The following is a 17,393-nucleotide window of genomic DNA, read 5'->3' as shown; positions in this document are numbered from 1 at the left end:
GGTGCGATTGCCTCACTTGACGCGGCGGCGCAAATCAATCGTCACTGTCCTTGGCCGGCTTATCGGGCCCCTGGAAGTTGCGGAACGACATGCCGCCGGCACTCCCGAGATTCTCGATCGGCAATCCCAGATCCTTCATGAGCCCATCCACGAAGGCGACCTGTGTGCGGTATTTCATTGCCGAATTGACCACCCGGTCGGTCATGTTACCGCTGCCGCCTCCCCCGCCACCGCCTTCGCTTCCCGCCATTTCCGAGGGGCTGTTGAGGCCGGGCAGGCCGTCCACCTGCAGGATCTTGATCGAGTCGATGTTCTCCATCGGCTTGACGGTCTCGCGGATGATATTGGGCAGGTTGCGCACCAGATTCTCATAGATGGCGCTGCGCCGGCTGGCATCGGAGCGCAAATTCTCCGATTCGTTGAGCAGGCGCTGTCCTTCCGCATCCTTGGCGTAACGCACTTCCGCCGCATTGGCTTCGGCGATCTCGGCCAGCGCCCGCATCTCGGTCGCCTCCTTCTCCGCCTTGGCGGCGGAAACAAGCCGCTGCGCCTCGCGCTCGTGCCTGGCGGATGCGGCGATCAGCTCGACCCGCTTCAGCCGGTCGGCGACTTCTTCTTCCCTGGCGCTGACGATTTCTTCCTCGAGCTTGGCCTGGACCTTCCAGGCCTCCGCCGCGTCGGTCTTGGCATAGGCTTCCTCGATCGACTTATTGATGACAGCGATCAATCGCTCCTTGTCGATGATCTCGACTTCCTTCTGCTGCTCGATCTCGTACTTGTCGACATATTTGCGCGCCGCGATGCGCAGCTCATCGAGCTCGCGGTTCGCCAGTATGTGGGCATCCTCGGTCTTGCGATAAGACGAAGTTTCCGCCAGCTTGATCTTCTGGTTCTTGACGATCTCGAGATGGACGATCTCCTCGTCCTTCTTCAGACGCTCGAGGTCGACATTGTAGCGCTTGGCGATGCGCGCCTTTTCTTCCTCGGCATCCGCATTCTCGCTGTTTATCCGGACCTCCCTGCGCGAATTGATCTCGACGAGATCGGTCTCCTTCTGCCTTTCGATCTCGAGCGCCCGGATCTCGTTGGCCGTATTGATCCGTTCCGCCTCGACCAGGCGGTCCTTGGCAATACGGATGCGCTCGGCTTCCTGCTCGGCCCGGACCTTGGCATTCTGGATGCTGATTGCCGAGGTCGAGCGCTCCTCCTCGATCTGGGCGAGCTGCGCCGCCCGCCTCGTTTCGATATCGCGGGCCTGCCCAATGCGGGCATATTCGAGGTCGCGATCGATCTCGATGGCGCGCTGCTCGGTCTCGTAATCCTTGAGCTTGATCTCGATGCGTGCCGCATTCTCGATCTGGTTGCGCAGCTTGCGGCGCTCCTCGATTTCCTCGGTAAGCCGGGTCAGGCCTTCGGCGTCAAAGGCATTGGCCGGATTGAATATCGAAATGTCGGTCTGGTTGAGGCTGGTCAGCGAGGCGTTCTCAAGCTCGAGCCCGTTGGCACCCAGCGTCTTGGTGGCAAGTGCGGCAACTTCGCTCATATAGCGGCCACGGCCGGTATGGATCTCGTCCATGGTCATCGTGGCCGCCACAGCGGCCATGGCGTCGATGAAGCGCCCCTGCACGATCTCCTTGAGGTCGGCAGCACTTTGCGTCCTCTCGCCGAGCGTGCGGGCGGCGGTCGAAACGCCTTCCCTGGTCGGCATGACCCGTACGAAGAATTCGCAGACGATATCGACACGCATCTTGTTCCTGGTGATCAAAGATTGCTCGCCGAGCCGCCGGATTTCGAGCGGAATGGCGTTCATGTTCACGCGCGTGATGTTATGGACGATCGGCACCACCAACGCGCCACCGCCCATGACCACGCGTTCGCCGCGCAAACCGGTGCGCACGAAGGACTGGTCCTTCGACGAGTGCCGGTAAAGCCAGTGCAGCAGATAGACGCCGATCGCGATGAGTATGATCAGCAGGATGACTACTGCGATTGCGTTTGCGCCTGTCATTTTGGAAGTCCTCCGCTTTCCTTCGAGACCGCCACCGGCGGCATGGAGTTTCTTTCCGCCTCAGAATCGTTCCTTGCCGGCAACGGCCAGGATGATCAGCGAGACGGTTATGAGATTGACGAGATCGGCGACCGTGTAGAGTACGATGATGCTGCGCACATGGCCGGTTCCGATCACCACATCGACGAAGTGCAGTATCGGATAGACCGCCCAGCCTATGGTAAGGATCAGGCGGATCCAGAAATAGCCGAGACGGATGTGGCGAGACGATTTGCGCACGGCATCGCTCATCGCACCGAAATACATTTCGCCCAGAATGTAGAGCCAGAAGGCTATCGACAACAAGACGCCGAGCGTCGGGTTGAAGATCTGGGCATCACCGAGAAACCGGCTCAGCACCATGAGGATCGCCGCCGCCGTGATGCGCCAGAACACGCCGACCGGCACCGGACCGACGATGCGGGCGAAAAAATAGACCGACGCCACCTGCAGCGGATGCACGACGAACCAGCCGATATAGCGCGGTGCCGCCGTCATCTGCTGCGAACTCAACCAGATCTGGGTGGTTTCGAGATAGTGGAAGCCGGAAGCGAGCAGCGCCACGCCGGCGAGCGCGACCGGCACCCGCCACCGCTCGGCGCTCCAGCTCATGCCGAGCAGCATCAGCGCCGCGCAAGCGAGCGTCGCGATCGTCGCGACCCCGAAGGATGTGCTGACCAGATCGCTGGATTGGAACAGTGTGCCTAACATGTGCTTCCCCTAGACTTGCGACCTGATGTGAGGCATGCGCCCATAGAGCGCGACCATCGGCAGTATCAGGAGCCCGAAGATGAATTGCTGCCACTCGTATTTGAGACCGATGCCGATCAGGAAGGCGCTGAGCACCTGCAGGACCAGGACACCGATCACCGTGAAACCGTAACCGCCATAGCCGCCCATGAGGGATGTTCCCCCGATGACGACTGCGGCAAGCGTAGTGAAGAGATATTGATCGCCGACGCCGATGAAGCCGCCGCCGCTCCAGCCGAGCAGCAGTGACCCGGTCAAAGCCGCGAAGCAGCCGCTGATCGTATAGGCCAGAGTCCAGTATTTGAACTCCGATACGCCGACGAGCTTGGCCGAGCGGCGATTGCCGCCGAGCGCATAGATATAACGGCCATAGGCAGAATAGCGCAGCGCGATGATGACGATGACGGCGAGCACGATCCACAGCAGGATCGTCGGCGGCACCGCGAGCCCGAAGGTGACGCCGTTCATCGCGGCGAGGTTCTGCAGCCAGCCGGGAACCGTGCCATAGACATTGCCGCTGAAGGACGAGCCGATGCTGGTGAGAATCTGCACGAATCCTGCGACCGCGAAACCCATGCCGAGCGTGAGGATCAAAGCCTGGCCCTGCAATCGGTAGGACAGCACGCCGTTGATGAGGCCGATGATGCCGCCGACCGTCAGCACAATGGCGAAGGCAAGCCAGGACGGAACGCCGAGACCGATCAGATAGAGCAGCCCGATATTGGAGGCGCCGATGACGAAGGGGATCGACAGATCGAGACCGCCGAGCAGCGCCACCAATGTCTGTCCGACGCAGGCGATGCCGAGGAAGGCGGCGAACAGCAGGATTGCCTTGATGTTGGGACCCGACAGGAAGCCGGGGATCGTGAATGAGCTGATCACGATCAGCGCCAGGAGGACGATGAGACCGATGAAGGCGCTACGGCCATGGACGAAGACGCCGCTGACCTTGAAGGCAAAGACCAGAATGGCCTCAAGCAGCAGAAAGCCGAGAAGGTTCGGCACCGTGCGGAATGCCGGGACGGTCGCGGTGACGATCAGATAGGCGATGAGGAGCAGGCCCATGGCGATGATCAGGGCGCGATTGCCCTGCCAGACGCCTTTGGCACCCGAAGCGGATCTCGCCCCCTCTCCAGTCTCGCTCTCCTGCACCGCGGCGCGGCGGGATTCGAATACGACCGCGACATAGTTGATGAGCCAGAACAGCACCGCGCTGGAGATCACCGTATAAAGAATGACGAGCTGGGCGCTCAGGCCCTGGGCGAAGCCGAGGCCGAAGCCCGCGCCGCCGATCAGAAGCGTGATGGCCAGGTTGAGCCAGACCAGGAAGGACGACCTTGGAATGAAGGCCATGGCCGGACGATCGGTCCTGGGGGAGAGATCGCTCATCGTTGCTCACCCAGAGAAGCGGGCTGATCCCCCGGAAGCGGCTGACTCTGGCCCGCCACAACGAAGAAGAGAAGCAGGATCAGAGCCGAGACGAATGCATAGAGGAAAGCCCCGAGACGAAGCGACAGAGCCTCCGCGACAGTTACCCGGATCGTGAAGGTGATCGCCAGGAGAACCGCAGCCAGCACGAACAGCACTTGCAGCAGCGGACTGAACGACGGCAGGCCGGCACCGGTCGGATCGCCCGGCAACAGTAGCAGGTAGCGGCCCAGGACATCGGCCGCGGGAACTGCAACCGGGGCCGTGCTCGTCGCAACATAGGTGGTCTGGGTGCTGACCTGCAGCATGATGCCGGCGACAATCGAGCCAAGGACCATGAATGCGGCGAAAGGCGAGATGAAATAGACATAGCGCCCGATGATCGGCACGAGCAGTGTGAGAAGCAGCGACAGGACCAGGATCAGCCCATAGAAGAGCTGCGTGACGAAGGCCTGGACGGCACCGAAATTGAACGTGGCAAGCACATAGCCGATGAGGAAGAGGTTGAGCGCACCGAGAAGCGCGCCGGTCACGCCGCCGCGTCCGCCCGACAGGCTGATGCCGCCGAGCACCAAAGCGGTGACGGCGGTCAGCGTCATCGTCGTGCCTTGCGTCGGGTCGCCCGATGCGATGAGCCCGGTGTAGCAGATCGCCGCGAGGCCTACGAACAATCCGGCAATCACATGCGCGCCGATACGCACGATATTGATCCTGACGCCGCTGGTATAGGCCGCCCGCTCGTCATAGCCCATCATCCTGAGATTGCCGTAGAAGGATGTGAGCGTGAACAGCAGCCAGCCGCCGGTTGCGATGACCAGCATCAATAGGACCGGCGAGAAGATGGTGTTGCCGAGTCCCCAGGATGACATCCAGTCCGGCGCCACACCACCAGGCCGGGGAAGGATCACCAGATTGATGCCGGTCAGCGCCAGGAAACCGCTCAGCGCGACGATGATCGGCTGGACTCTCACGACGATGATGATGAGCGCGAACAGCAGCTGGTAAAGAACCCCGATGCCGAGGGCGACGATGAAGACGCCGAGCGGTGAGGTCACGACGCCGAGCCCGTTCAGTTTCACCACCGAAACATTGATGAAGGCGAGCAGCGGACCGACGGCGAGATCGACCGTCCCACGTCCCGCGACTGCCAGTGCCATTAGTGCGTAGGTCGCGAGGATGAGCGGCGCCGAAACGATGATCGCGCTGCCGAAGCCCGACAGCGAAACGAGATTCGGCCCGCGGATCACCGCGGTGCTCAGCAGCACGGCGATCAGCAGGATCGGTACCAGCAGGTAGGTGTTCTGTGAACCCCGCGACTGCGACATCAGGTGGCCCTACGGCTTCCCTTGCAAGCAGGCGGACGGGCGCTGCCGCCCGCCCAGCCCATCAAAGGTCGATGACCCGCCGGCCATCGCCCGGACGCTCGTTCCGGCCGATGGCGCGCGAATCCGTGATGCCCGCCCGGGCGCCGAGGCCAGGAGCCTGGCCGCGGCGCTCCGGATCGAGCCCGAGGATCTTCTTCAGCACCGGCGCAATGACACCCTTGAACTTGACCGGGTCCTCCGAGGTCGGGAAATGGCCGCCGCTGAAAATGATACATTCGGAGTTCTTCACCTTCTCGGCGGTCCGTTCCGTCATCTCCGGCGTGCAGGCAAAATCATATTCGCCGGTCAGGAAGAAGATCGGCACCTTGCCGGAAATCTTGTGCACCTGGTCGCGCAGATCGGAATCGACGCTGTAGAAATAAAGGTCGCCCTTGAAGATGCCGGGGCCGCCCTGCGCATAATACCACCAGGTCTCCCAACGGTATTCGTCCGGCGATTCCGGCGACATCAGGCCGAAAACCGAAGTCGCCACCACTTCGCCCCCATGGATATGCGGATGATGCAGCGGGTCGATCCACCAGCCCGGGGAATAATCGCAGGCCTCGAGCGCGATCAGGGCGGAAAATTCGTTCTCGTATTTCAGCGCCAGCGCCAGGCAGACATTGCCGCCCATCGACTGCCCCATGATCACCGGCTTCTTGAGATCGAGCGCCCGGCAGAAGGCGACGATGAACTCGCAATAGAATCGGGTCGTCAGCTTGTACTCGTCCTCCATCAGGTAAAAGTCGGAGGGCGGGATAGACTTGCCGTGCCACGGCATGTCGAAGGCGATGACGCGATAGTTCTGGCTGATATCGGGATCGCATAGCTGGTGGCGGTACTGGCGCCCGTCGGTGCCCGCGGTATGCAGGCAGACCAGCGGAATGCCATCGCCATGCTCTTCATAGTAAGTGCGGTAGGTCTTGCCTTCGCACTGGACATAGACATACCGGCCGACAATCGGATCGTGGGTGTTCATGAGCGTAAATCTCCTAGACCTGTCTCATCAGCGAGAGCATGCGCGACAACGCGCGCAGATTCTGCCAGAAGGGCAGCGTGTTGCCGTCGATGACCAGTTGCTTGTGCAGCGGATGCGCCATCGCCCATATGTCGTTGAACATGGGCGGCGGGATCTTCTGGCTGAATTTGGACCAGGCGCTGCTTGGCGCCTTGAGGCCAAAATCATAACCCATGTCGTTGGGCGCCAGTCCTTCGGAGATGCGCTGGATCTTGCCGCTGCGGACATCGATCAGATATTCCGTGTCATCGACACCGAGCACAAACCGGCTGGTGAAGAAGCGCCCGATCACCGGCAATATCCGGTCGTCGTTGACGCAGCGCGCCCAGCGCTCGATCCATTCCAGATCGAAGCTCTTCCTTCCGCCATACTTGTTCATCTGATCCTCCCTCCAATCCTGAAAGACAATTTCGTGCATCAGCCGGGCAGCGGCTTCTCTGCCGGCCCATAGACGGCTACGAATGACGCCTGAGCGATCGTTACCGGCAGGACCGCCGCAGCGAAGACTGTCAGATCGGCATCGGTCGCTATGTCGAGCCTCTCCGCTTTCAGAGCGTAGATGGTGAATACATAGCGATGCTGCCGGTCTGGCGGCCACGGCCCGCCATAGCCGCGCCCGAAACCCGGTATCTTGAAGGTGACGAAGTCGCTGTTCAGCTCTCTGGCGCCATCGGGCAAAAGCGCGCTGCCACTGGCGCCCTCCGGCAATTCGCGAATGCCCACTGGAATGTCATGGACGAGCCAGTGCGCGAAGGCGCGGGGAAATTTGAACTCCTCGGGCAGGTCAGGATCGGTGATCGCGACAGCAAAGCTTTTGGTGCCGCTCGGGATCCCCGACCAAACGAGGCGCGGCGAAAGCCGGTTCGCCTCCGTGAATTTGCGTGGAATCACCTGGCCAGGAGCGATATCGGGGCATTTCAACTCGAACGCGGTCCCTTCCTGGAGAGTGCCATTCGGGCGTCGCGGCTCCGGCGTGACGGGTGGCGGCATCGGCCGCGCGCTATCATATCCGCCGTCGCCAACCGCCACCCTCTGGCCGACCACCACGTCCGCGACCGCATCATTCTGGTTCGCCGCCTCGCCCGGAAGCCGCGCCGTCGCCTTGCGGCCGAACATAGCATTAAGAATGACGTGGCTGTCATAGGGCGGCTCGAATTCCGACGAAATCGACCCGTTGTGGAAAACGTTCACCCGCGTGCACAGATTGAGAAACTCTTCGATCTCGCTCGACAGGAACACGACGGCATTGCCGCGCGAGGCGAATTCCCTGAGATTGCGATAGAGATCGAGCTTGGCGCCGACATCGATGCCGCGCGCCGGGTCATTGAGCACCAGCACGGCGGGCTTCTCGGCAAAGGAGCGTGCGATCAGCACCTTCTGCTGGTTGCCGCCCGACAGCGAGGTGATCAGGTTGCCGCGATCCCCCATCTTCACCGCCAGCTTGCTCGCCTCCCATTCGAATACCGGATTGAGCTTGGTGCGGTTGATGAGATTGAGAACCGAACCCAGCCGATATTCGGAGAACACCGGCAAAACAAGATTCTCGAAGATGCTGAGATTGGCGAAGATGCCCTCTTTCTTCCTGTCGCCGCTCACATAGCTGACATCATTGGCGCGCGCCGAATGCAGATCGACGATGTCGTTAGCTGCCTTGTCGCGCACCACGGAAATGCGCCCCCTGACCAGCGGCTGGATGCCGGCGAGGCAGCGCACGAAGTCGGCCTGTCCCTGACCATCGAGCCCGGTTACGCCGATGATTTCGCCCGGATAGAGTGCGAGATCGATCGAAGCGGCGTCGTCCCAGATGCGACCGTCGGTAACCCGCAGCAGCGGGCTGTCGCCTTGTCTTTGCGGGATGATCTGCGCTGTTTCTGCTCGCTCGCGCTGCGGACCGGCGATCAGCTCCAGAATCCTTGCTTCGGTGATTTCCGTCTTTTCCAGGCAACCCACATCGACGCCATCGCGCAGCACCGTCGCACGGTCGGCGATCCGCACCAACTCCGCAATGCGATGCGTGACGATCAGGATGCTGGTGCCGGTCTTCTTGAGCTGCCGCATCTTGCGGAACAGCCGCTCGGTCGCATCGAAATCGAGGGCAGCCGATGATTCATCGAGAATCAGCACCTTGGGTTCGGTAAGCAGCGCCCTGGCGATGGTAATCCATTGCTTTAGGCTCAACGGCAGTTCGCCCACCAGCGCCGACAGATCGAGATCAAAGCCGAGCAGCTCGCGCATGAGGGCGGCTGCCTTGTCGCGCTTTTCTTCCTGGTTCATCGCGGCGCCGATCAGGCCGTCGGCACCCAGATAGAGATTGTCGAGCACCGAGCATTCATCGGCGACCAGCACTTCCTGGAAGACGTTCGATATGCCGAGAAGGCGCGCTTCATAGGGCGAGGTGGCCGATTTTCCGAGAATTGAAACCTGCCCGCTGTCGGGGATGAGGACGCCCGAGATCACCTTGGCAAGGGTGCTCTTGCCCGACCCGTTGCCGCCAATGATGGCATGAACTTCTCCGGCGTGGGCGCGCAGGTTGCACCCTCCCAAGGCCACAGTCGGTCCAAAGGTTTTGACGACGGAGGAAATTTCGACGGTAGGATAGGCCATTGCCAAGCTAGTTCCCCATGCCCCGGGCCGGCAGTCAAGCGGTTTGGCCGCGCCGCGCCGCCCGATCCTTCAGCGGATCGGACGGCGACAGGGAACAGCTTCTCATTTCCCGTGGCTGGCGGGGTCGTATTTCTCTGGGTCGGCCGGGTGGAGGAAGAACTGGTCGAGATAGTCCTTTCCGGCCCAGCTCTCGATGCCGACATTGTACCAGCCGTCGGAATCCTCATTGCAGTTCTCGTCGAGGACCTTCGACAATTGCTCGAAAGTAAGCAGTTGCGGCTTGGTCAGGATCGACTGCACCTTGGGTCCCTGCCCCTGGAGCGTGCGCATCATGATATTCCAGGAGAATTCGAAGTCGTCACCGGGCGGCCAGGCCTGAATGGCGGCGCTGACATATTCGGGATTCTTGCGCCAGTAGCACAGCGCGCCAAGCTCGCCGCCGATGGTGAGCGGCACCATATCCCGTCCGCTCTGCTTGAGGGCCCTGAGGCCGCCCAGCTCCGATGCCGACTGGATAATAATGCCGTTCAGCTCGCCTGGATTGGTCGCGAGCCACTTCTGGATCTCGGCCTGTGCGATCTGGTCCGTCCACATGCCGGCGACCTGGCCGGCGACCTTGATGTCCGGATATTTCTCCAGCGCCTTGAGGATACCGACATTCTGCGAATCGGACGCCGAGGCGCCCGGAATACCTTCGACGACCAGTATGTTGCCCTTGCCGCCGATCTCCTTGGCCATCCATTCGCCCATCTGGACTCCGCCGGCGACGAAATTCGCAGAGGAGTTCACGGCGTAAGGCGACGTCAGGTATCCGATGCCGGAGAACACCGGAACACCGCGCTCATGCGCATATTGAACGGTCTGATTGAGGGCGGTCGGATTGGAGCAGCAGACGATGATCGCATCCACACCCTGGTCGACCAGCTGACGCATCTGCTGGATCTGCGTCGAGTCGTTCAGGTTGGACTGCGTGATGATGACGTCCTTGATCAGCCCGAGCTTCTTCCACTTTGGGATGATTTCATCCTGCAGCCGCTTCATGACGTCGGCGCGCCAGGTATTGCCGGCATAGGAACTCGCGTAGCCGATCGTCCAGGGCGGCGGGTTTTTCGCCTTCCAGTCGCGATAGGCGCTTTCGCCTATCGGCTGCATCGGATCGATCATGTTGGGATTGTAAAGCTCATCGCGGATTTGCTGCGGCAGTTCATCGACGCCGCCAGCGAGCGCCGGAACGCCGGCGACAACTGCCATGCCGAGCACGGCCGCCCGCAACCATTTTGCGTAAGGATTTGCCAATTTTTCCTCCCTCATGCCCCGGCACATTGGCCGTGACTCGTGAACTCATAACGAGTTCAGCCGGAACTATCGGACAAGGAATCTACGGCGGGTAATACATTTTTCCGATGAGCCGTATAAGGGGGCAGTATGGAGACGGTGCAGAAAGCTCCACCGACAAGGTGCCGGAAGCGAGCAGGTCGCCCGTTCGTTCCGCGAACAAGATTTCTCGCGACGAGTTTGCGCGTTTGTCGTCGCATCAGCTCGATCTGATGAGACGCGTCGGTATGGGATGGAGCAGATCGCCATCTCACCCAACAAGCCGGTTAATGTTCTCAGCCCAAATTCTCTATTCACTGCGCTTCACGCAAGCGCTGGCTCTTTCTGCACACACGGATTCTGCACACACGGAGCCATTCAACTAATTGATTCTATTGGCTTGCCGCCCCCCTCCATCACTGGGTTCACTCCCCTCAAGCAACCCGACCGTGATCGCCAGGGTGGCCTGATGTCACCTTCAATCTGCAAATGAGTTGCAATTGCAGGATATTCGTGCCATCTATTGCGAGTCATTCGCAACTGTAAGAGAGGCAGACACCATGTTCCATCTCGTCGGGCGCAGGAGCCTCCTGGCGCTCATCGCCGCCGCAGTCCTTGGCGGCATGGCCGGCGGCAGCGCCGCAGCCGAGAAGTTCAAGGCGGTCACCACCTTCACGGTCATCGCCGACATGGCGCGCAACGTCGCCGGAGACGCGGCGGTCGTCGAATCGATCACCAAGCCCGGCGCCGAGATCCACAACTATGCGCCGACACCCGGCGACATAAAGCGGGCGCAGGGCGCGCAGCTCATCCTGTGGAACGGCCTCAATCTGGAACTGTGGTTCGAGAAATTCTTCCAGAACCTGACCGACGTGCCGGGCGTGGTCGTCTCGCAGGGCGTCGAGCCGATGAGCATCGCCGAGGGACCCTATACGGGCAAGCCCAATCCGCATGCCTGGATGTCGCCGAAGAGCGCCCTCATCTATGTCGACAATATCCGCGACGCCTTCGTCAAATACGATCCTGCGAATGCCGAAACCTACAAGGCCAATGCGGAGGCCTACAAGAAGAAGATCGAAGGCGCCGTCGCGCCGATCCAGCAGAAGCTCGACAGCATTCCCGCCGACAGGCGCTGGCTCGTCTCGAGCGAGGGCGCCTTTAGCTACCTCGCCCGCGATTTCGGCATGAAAGAACTCTATCTGTGGCCGATCAATGCCGACCAGCAAGGCACGCCGCAGCAGGTGCGCAAGGTGATCGACGCGGTCAAGGCCAACAAGATCGCCGCCGTCTTCTCCGAAAGCACCGTGTCGGACAAGCCGGCGCGGCAAGTGGCGCGCGAGACCGGCGCGCTCTATGGCGGGGTGCTCTATGTCGATTCGCTGAGCGAGGCGGATGGCCCCGTGCCGACCTATATCGATCTGCTCAGCGTCACCTCCGATACGATCGAGAAAGGGCTGGCCAAGGGCCTGTCGCAATGAAGCCACCGGCTTCGCCCAGGGCCTCCGCGTCCCCGGATGCGGGGGCGGGTCTCAGCGTCAGCCGCGCCACTGTCACCTATCGCAACGGCTTCACGGCGCTGCGCGACGCCAGCTTCGCAATCCCGACCGGCACGATCACCGCGCTGGTCGGCGTCAACGGTTCCGGCAAGTCGACGCTGTTCAAGGCGATCATGGGCTTCGTCGGCCTGGCGCGCGGCGAGATCGCCGTGCTCGGCCAGCCGGTCAGCCAGGCGCTGAAGCGCAATCTCGTCGCCTATGTGCCGCAGGCGGAAGAGGTCGACTGGAATTTTCCGGTGCTGGTCGAGGATGTGGTCATGATGGGCCGCTACGGCCATATGGGCATGATGCGCCGGGCGCGCCCCGGCGATCACGCGGCGGTCGAAAGCGCGCTAGCGCGCGTCGGCATGAGCGACTATCGCAAGCGCCAGATCGGCGAATTGTCGGGCGGCCAGAAGAAGCGCGTCTTCCTGGCCCGCGCACTCGCCCAGGACGGGCGGGTGATCCTGCTCGATGAACCTTTCACCGGCGTCGACGTCAAGACCGAGGAAGCCATCATCGCGCTGCTCAAGTCGCTGCGCGATGAAGGCAGGGTGATGCTGGTCTCGACCCACAATCTCGGCAGCGTGCCGGAATTCTGCGACCGCACCGTGCTGGTGAAGAACACCGTGCTGGCGCACGGGCCGACGGCCGAGACCTTCACCCAGGCCAATCTGGAAAAGGCCTTCGGCGGCGTGCTGCGGCATTTCGTTCTCGCCGGCACCCGCGCCGATCCGCGCGGCGTCACGGTGTTCAGCGACGACGAGCGGCCGCTGGTGCTCTATGATGCGAAGCCGGCCCGGCAGCCGGCGCCGCGCCGGGACAAGGAGCAGGCCTGAATGGCGGCGCTCCTCGAGCCCTTCACCTACCAATACATGCTCAACGCCATGTGGGTCTCGGCGCTGGTCGGCGGCGTGTGCGCCTTCCTCTCCGCCTATCTGATGCTCAAGGGCTGGTCGCTGATCGGCGATGCGCTTTCGCATTCGATCGTGCCGGGCGTCGCCGGCGCCTATATGCTGGGACTGCCCTTCTCGCTCGGCGCGTTCTTCGCCGGCGCGCTGGCGGCCGGCGCCATGCTGTTCCTCAACCAGCGCACCAGGCTCAAGGAAGACGCCATCATCGGGCTCATCTTCACCTCCTTCTTCGGGCTCGGGCTGTTCATGGTGTCGCTGTCGCCCACCTCGGTGAATGTCCAGACCATCGTGCTCGGCAACATCCTGGCGATCACGCCGGAAGACACGCTGCAGCTGGCCATCATCGGCCTCGTGTCGCTGGCCGTCCTGCTGGTCAAATGGAAGGACCTGATGGTGGTGTTCTTCGATGAAAGCCACGCCCGCTCGATCGGCCTCGATCCCGCCCTGCTCAAGATCATGTTCTTCACGCTGCTCTCCGCCTCGACCGTCGCGGCTTTGCAGACGGTCGGCGCCTTTCTCGTCATCTGCATGGTGGTGACGCCCGGCGCCACGGCCTATCTGCTGACCGACCGGTTTCCGCGCCTGATCGCGATCGCCGTCGCGATCGGCGCCGCGACGAGCTTCCTCGGCGCCTATGCGAGCTATTTCCTCGACGGCGCCACCGGCGGCATCATCGTCGTGCTGCAGACTCTCGTCTTCCTGGCGGCGTTCTTCCTGGCGCCCAAGCACGGCATGATCGCGGCGCGCCGGCGTGCCGCCCGGGCGCTGGAGAGCGACCAATGAGCCTCGTCTCCCTCCTGCTCGAGCCCTTCCAGTTCGCGTTCATGACCCATGCGCTCGTCATCTCGGTGCTGATCGCCATCCCGACGGCATTGCTGTCCTGCTTCCTGGTGCTCAAGGGCTGGTCGCTGATGGGCGACGCCATCAGCCATGCGGTCTTTCCGGGGGTCGTGCTCGCCTATATCGCCGGAATTCCGCTCGCCATCGGGGCGTTTGCCGCCGGCATGGCCTGCGCCCTCGCCACCGGCTATCTCAAGGACAACAGCCGCATCAAGCAGGATACGGTAATGGGCGTGGTGTTCTCGGGCATGTTCGGCCTCGGCCTCGTCCTCTATGTGAAGATCCAGTCCGAGGTCCATCTCGATCACATATTGTTCGGCGACATGCTCGGCATCGGCCTCGCCGACATCGCCGAAAGCGCCGTCATCGCGGCGGTCACGGCGGGCATAATCCTGGTCAAGTGGCGCGATCTGCTGCTGCACGCCTTCGATCCGGCGCAGGCGAGAGCGGTCGGCCTGCGCGTCGGCGTCCTGCATTACGGCCTTCTGTGCCTCATCTCGCTCACCATCGTCGGCGCGCTCAAGGCGGTGGGCCTCATCCTCGCCATCGCCATGCTGATCGCGCCCGGCGCCATCGCCTTCCTGCTGACGCGCCGGTTCAGCGCCATGCTGGCCGCCGCCGTCATCATCGCGGTCGCGGCATCGCTGGCCGGCGTCTATCTGTCGTTCTTCATCGACAGCGCGCCCGCCCCCACCATCGTGCTGCTGCTCAGCATTCTGTTCATCGCCGCCTTCCTGTGGACGCGCCAGGCGCCCACGCCGGACACCGACGCGGAGAGCTCCGGCGGGGCGGTATAGCTAGAGCGCGATGGCTTTTCGTCGAGTCACCATCACGCTCTAGCTTCCTGTTTGCGCATGATTTTTCCGGAAAACCGGTATCCACTTTTCCGGATCATGCTCTATCTTCCGCGCCTGCGGCCGAGCTTCTCGGCATAGATCTCGAGCCTGTGGCTGACGATCCGGAAGCCGTGGCGGCGGGCGATCTCCTCCTGCAGCCTCTCGATCTCGGGCGAGGCGAACTCGATGACATCGCCGGTCTCGACATCGATGAGATGGTCGTGATGCTTGCCACCGGCCGTTTCATAGCGCGAGCGCCCGTCGGCGAAGGTGTGGCGCTCCAATATGCCCTTCTGCTTGAGCAGGTTGACCGTCCGGTAGACCGTGGCAATGGCGATCGAGGGATCAATGGCGGTGACGCGCCGGTGCAGTTCCTCGACATCCGGATGATCCGTCATGTCGGAAAGCACCTGCATGATGACCCGGCGCGGCCCGGTGAGCCGCAGCCCCTGCTCGCGGCACAGTGACGGCAAATCCGGTTTCACGGCGGAATTCGGCAACGCGATTCTTCTCCTGCTGACGCGTGTGTCTGCCCGCGCTTTATCGCAAATGACTCGCAGTTGCAAATCCTGGAAAGGCGCCGCGACCTCGTCAGACGGGCCGCCTCGGCCGCCGCAGCGCCAGCAAGGTGCGGCTGTCGCTTGCGGCTCGCAACCGGCCGCAAGCATCGATTTGCCTGGCTGGCGGCAGGGGCTAGACTCCTCGCCATGGAACACCCCGTCCTCACCGCGATCAGGCGCGAGAGCTTCACCCCCCTCGGCTGGTTCTCGCCCCGCCCGGACGACCGCACGCCGGAGGGCACGCGCTTCGTCATCATGGTCGGCAATGCGGGGCCGGAGATGTTCCGGCGCTTCGCGCGCGAGCGTGACCCAAGGCATGACCTGATGGACGACTGGTGCCGCGAGGTCATCGGCAGGCTCGCCCGCGATCTCGATGCCAGGGCCGTCTATCCTTTCGACAAGCCGCCCCTGCCCTTCCTCACCTGGGCCAGGCGCGCCAAGGCCGGCCATGTCTCGCCGCTCGGCATGAATGTCCATGCAACCTATGGCCTGTGGCATGCCTTCCGCGCCGCTTTGCTCTTCCCGGTCGAGTTCGACCTGCCGGCGGCATCGGCGGGTCCCCATCCATGCGAAAGCTGCGCCGGACAACCCTGCCTCAGCGCCTGCCCGGTTGGCGCCTTCTCCGGTTCAGGCTATGACGTGCCGCGCTGCATCGGTCATATCGCCTCGTCTGAAGGCACTGACTGCATGGAGGGCGGATGCCTTGCCCGGCGCGCCTGTCCGGTCGGGCGTCCCTTCACTTACGGGCGCGCGCAGATGCAGTTCCATATGCGCGCCTTCCGCAATGCCCATCACCCCTCTCCGACTGGAATATCCGCATGACCTACGCTCCCATCGCCCGCAAACTCACCAGGGGCGACATCATCATCCTCGATGGCGGCACCGGCACCGACATCCAGAGCCGCGGCGTGCCGATGGCCGGCGAGACCTGGTGCGCCGAGGCCAATCTCACCCATCCCGCCGTCGTGCGCTGCGTGCATGAGGACTATATCGAGGCGGGGGCCGAGATCGTCACCGCCAATACCTATGCGACGAGCCCGCTCCTGTTCAATGCTCTGGGGCGCGACGAGGATTTGATCAGGATCGACAGGGAAGCGGTGAGGATCGCGCGCGAGGCGGCCCAAGGCCGCGCCGCGGTCGCCGGCTCCTTCTCGGTCATGCGGCCGATGGACCAGGGCGTCGACCGGGTGAAAAAATACCGCGAATGGAGCGAGAAGGATGCCCGCGCCCTGATGCGGCGCAAGGCGCAGAGCATGGCCGATGCCGGCGTCGATCTCATCATGATGGAGATGATGCGCGATGCCGATTATTCGCTGTGGGCAACGGAAGCGGCGGTCGAAACCGGCCTGCCGGTCTGGGCCGGCATCTCGACCGAGCCCGGAGAAGACGGCAAGCTCACCGGCTTCGCGCGGCCCGACTGGCCGCTCGGCGATATCGTCAAGGCGCTTGCCGGAACGGGCGCGGATGTGATCTCCATCATGCACACGCTGCCCAATCACACGGGTGATGCGCTCAAGGTCGTGCGCGAGACCTGGCAGGGCCCGCTCGGCGCCTATCCCGAGAGCGGCTTCTTCAAGATGCCGGACTGGCAGTTCGTCGACATCATCGAGCCCACCGCCCTCGTCACCTATGCGCAGGACTGGCGGAAGATGGGCGCCAGCATCTTCGGCGGCTGCTGCGGCACCAATCCGCAGCATATCAAGGCGCTCAGCACGGCATTGCGGAGAGCGGCATGAGCGAGGCCAGAACCGGCTCCTGCCTGTGCGGCGCGGTGAAGTTCACGGTGACCGGTCCGCTGCGCGCGGTCATCGCCTGCCACTGCCGACAATGCCGCAAGCAGACCGGCAACTATATGTCGGCGACCGGCGCCAGAGATGAATATCTGAAGCTTACCGAGACGCGCGGCCTCAAATGGTACCGCTCGAGCGACACGGCGAAGCGCGGCTTCTGTGGCGAATGCGGTTCGACCCTGTTCTGGAAGGGCGATGGGCGGGATTATACCGCGATCGCCGCGGGCGCCATCGACGGTGCCACCGGCCTCAAGCTTGCCGGCCACATCTTCTGCGACGATGCCGGGGATTATTATGAGATCACCGGCGGCGACTATCAGCTTGGGCAATGGGCGAAGGATGTCGCGGTGCCGTCAGGCGATTGAATGCTCCGCTGGGGCGCCGACCTGCGCT

The 17,393-nt window shown here is 62.7% G+C and carries 16 protein-coding genes; 7 read left to right on the top strand and 9 right to left on the bottom strand.

What is annotated here, in order from left to right:
* Positions 1-34 precede the first annotated feature (34 nt).
* The 8 genes from DT068_RS06820 to DT068_RS06785 all read right to left on the bottom strand — a co-directional run bounded on the left by DT068_RS06820 (position 35) and on the right by DT068_RS06785 (position 10,462).
* The gene (locus DT068_RS06820; RefSeq protein WP_119389048.1) at positions 35-2,008 is read right to left on the bottom strand and encodes a flotillin domain-containing protein; all 1,974 of its coding nucleotides are present in this window, start codon (positions 2,006-2,008) and stop codon (positions 35-37) included.
* A 60-nt stretch (positions 2,009-2,068) separates the two neighbouring features.
* Positions 2,069-2,758, bottom strand: coding sequence for a bacteriorhodopsin (locus tag DT068_RS06815; RefSeq protein WP_119389047.1), 690 nt, complete (start codon positions 2,756-2,758; stop codon positions 2,069-2,071).
* 9 nt (positions 2,759-2,767) lie between these two features.
* Positions 2,768-4,186, bottom strand: a complete 1,419-nt coding sequence (locus DT068_RS06810) for an ABC transporter permease (protein ID WP_368904493.1) — start codon at positions 4,184-4,186, stop codon at positions 2,768-2,770.
* Positions 4,183-5,550, bottom strand: a complete 1,368-nt coding sequence (locus DT068_RS06805) for an ABC transporter permease (RefSeq protein WP_119389046.1) — start codon at positions 5,548-5,550, stop codon at positions 4,183-4,185. Before DT068_RS06805 ends, DT068_RS06810 begins: the two co-directional genes overlap by 4 nt.
* A gap of 61 nt (positions 5,551-5,611) precedes the next feature.
* Complete coding sequence (locus DT068_RS06800; protein ID WP_119389045.1) at positions 5,612-6,568, bottom strand: alpha/beta fold hydrolase; 957 nt, start codon at positions 6,566-6,568, stop codon at positions 5,612-5,614.
* 13 nt (positions 6,569-6,581) lie between these two features.
* Positions 6,582-6,986: a hypothetical protein gene (locus tag DT068_RS06795; RefSeq protein ID WP_119389044.1), complete on the bottom strand. Its 405-nt coding sequence runs from the start codon at positions 6,984-6,986 to the stop codon at positions 6,582-6,584.
* A gap of 38 nt (positions 6,987-7,024) precedes the next feature.
* Positions 7,025-9,211 (bottom strand): YbhB/YbcL family Raf kinase inhibitor-like protein, encoded by a 2,187-nt coding sequence (locus DT068_RS06790; protein ID WP_119389043.1) that lies wholly within the window; start codon positions 9,209-9,211, stop codon positions 7,025-7,027.
* A gap of 102 nt (positions 9,212-9,313) precedes the next feature.
* Entirely contained in the window at positions 9,314-10,462 is a 1,149-nt protein-coding gene (locus tag DT068_RS06785; protein WP_119389298.1) for an ABC transporter substrate-binding protein, read from the bottom strand.
* Positions 10,463-11,148: 686 nt separating this feature from the next.
* On the opposite strand from DT068_RS06785, the gene DT068_RS06780 reads away from it, so the two are divergent.
* The 4 genes from DT068_RS06780 to DT068_RS06765 are packed head-to-tail and all read left to right on the top strand — an operon-like array spanning position 11,149 to position 14,611.
* Positions 11,149-12,003, top strand: a complete 855-nt coding sequence (locus DT068_RS06780) for a metal ABC transporter substrate-binding protein (protein WP_368904545.1) — start codon at positions 11,149-11,151, stop codon at positions 12,001-12,003.
* Positions 12,000-12,899 carry a manganese/iron ABC transporter ATP-binding protein gene (locus DT068_RS06775; protein WP_119389041.1) on the top strand — a complete coding sequence of 300 codons (900 nt, stop codon included), beginning with the start codon at positions 12,000-12,002 and terminating at the stop codon, positions 12,897-12,899. Before DT068_RS06780 ends, DT068_RS06775 begins: the two co-directional genes overlap by 4 nt.
* Positions 12,900-13,757, top strand: a complete 858-nt coding sequence (locus DT068_RS06770) for a metal ABC transporter permease (RefSeq protein ID WP_119389040.1) — start codon at positions 12,900-12,902, stop codon at positions 13,755-13,757. It abuts the gene before it with no gap.
* A complete protein-coding gene (locus DT068_RS06765; protein ID WP_119389039.1) occupies positions 13,754-14,611 on the top strand; it encodes a metal ABC transporter permease in 858 nt (285 codons plus the stop codon). The genes DT068_RS06770 and DT068_RS06765 overlap by 4 nt, the downstream gene beginning before the upstream one ends.
* Before the next feature lie 101 nt (positions 14,612-14,712).
* Here DT068_RS06765 and DT068_RS06760 read toward each other — a convergent pair whose 3' ends face one another.
* Positions 14,713-15,150 (bottom strand): Fur family transcriptional regulator, encoded by a 438-nt coding sequence (locus tag DT068_RS06760; protein WP_368904490.1) that lies wholly within the window; start codon positions 15,148-15,150, stop codon positions 14,713-14,715.
* Between the two features lie 141 nt (positions 15,151-15,291).
* On the opposite strand from DT068_RS06760, the gene DT068_RS27930 reads away from it, so the two are divergent.
* The 3 genes from DT068_RS27930 to DT068_RS06750 are packed head-to-tail and all read left to right on the top strand — an operon-like array spanning position 15,292 to position 17,365.
* The gene (locus DT068_RS27930) at positions 15,292-16,032 is read left to right on the top strand and encodes a hypothetical protein (RefSeq protein WP_162914017.1); all 741 of its coding nucleotides are present in this window, start codon (positions 15,292-15,294) and stop codon (positions 16,030-16,032) included.
* Complete coding sequence (locus DT068_RS06755; RefSeq protein ID WP_162914041.1) at positions 16,029-16,946, top strand: homocysteine S-methyltransferase family protein; 918 nt, start codon at positions 16,029-16,031, stop codon at positions 16,944-16,946. Before DT068_RS27930 ends, DT068_RS06755 begins: the two co-directional genes overlap by 4 nt.
* Positions 16,943-17,365 (top strand): GFA family protein, encoded by a 423-nt coding sequence (locus tag DT068_RS06750; protein WP_119389036.1) that lies wholly within the window; start codon positions 16,943-16,945, stop codon positions 17,363-17,365. Before DT068_RS06755 ends, DT068_RS06750 begins: the two co-directional genes overlap by 4 nt.
* The last annotated feature ends 28 nt before the right edge of the window (positions 17,366-17,393 follow it).

Origin of the sequence: Taklimakanibacter lacteus, from assembly GCA_003576695.1 — a bacterium.
GTDB classification, from domain to species: Bacteria; Pseudomonadota; Alphaproteobacteria; order Rhizobiales; family Aestuariivirgaceae; genus Taklimakanibacter; species Taklimakanibacter lacteus.
This window is presented reverse-complemented; position numbering and strand designations above follow the sequence as displayed.